1 protein-coding gene is annotated in these 232 nt (G+C 50.9%); it reads left to right on the top strand.

What is annotated here, in order from left to right; all coding sequences use genetic code 11:
* Positions 1-232 (top strand): 16S rRNA (cytosine(1402)-N(4))-methyltransferase (gene mraW / locus SB775_RS34205; protein WP_410865737.1); only part of this gene is annotated, 232 nt, incomplete at both ends.

The following is a 232-nucleotide window of genomic DNA, read 5'->3' as shown; positions in this document are numbered from 1 at the left end:
CACTGGACAATGCCCGTGAGAGATTGTCTTCCTTTTTGGATAGAGTAACGCTGGTTAAAAGTAATTTTCGCCATCTCAAAGACGTGATTCGCGATTTGGGACTAGCAGGTGTGGACGGAATTTTGTTTGACCTGGGTGTTTCTTCGCCGCAATTGGACGAGGGCGAGCGTGGCTTTAGTTACAATGCCGATGCACCGCTGGACATGCGTATGGACCAGCAAGCGGCGCTGTC

It is taken from the genome of Peribacillus sp. SIMBA_075, from assembly GCF_046534585.1.
This window is presented reverse-complemented; position numbering and strand designations above follow the sequence as displayed.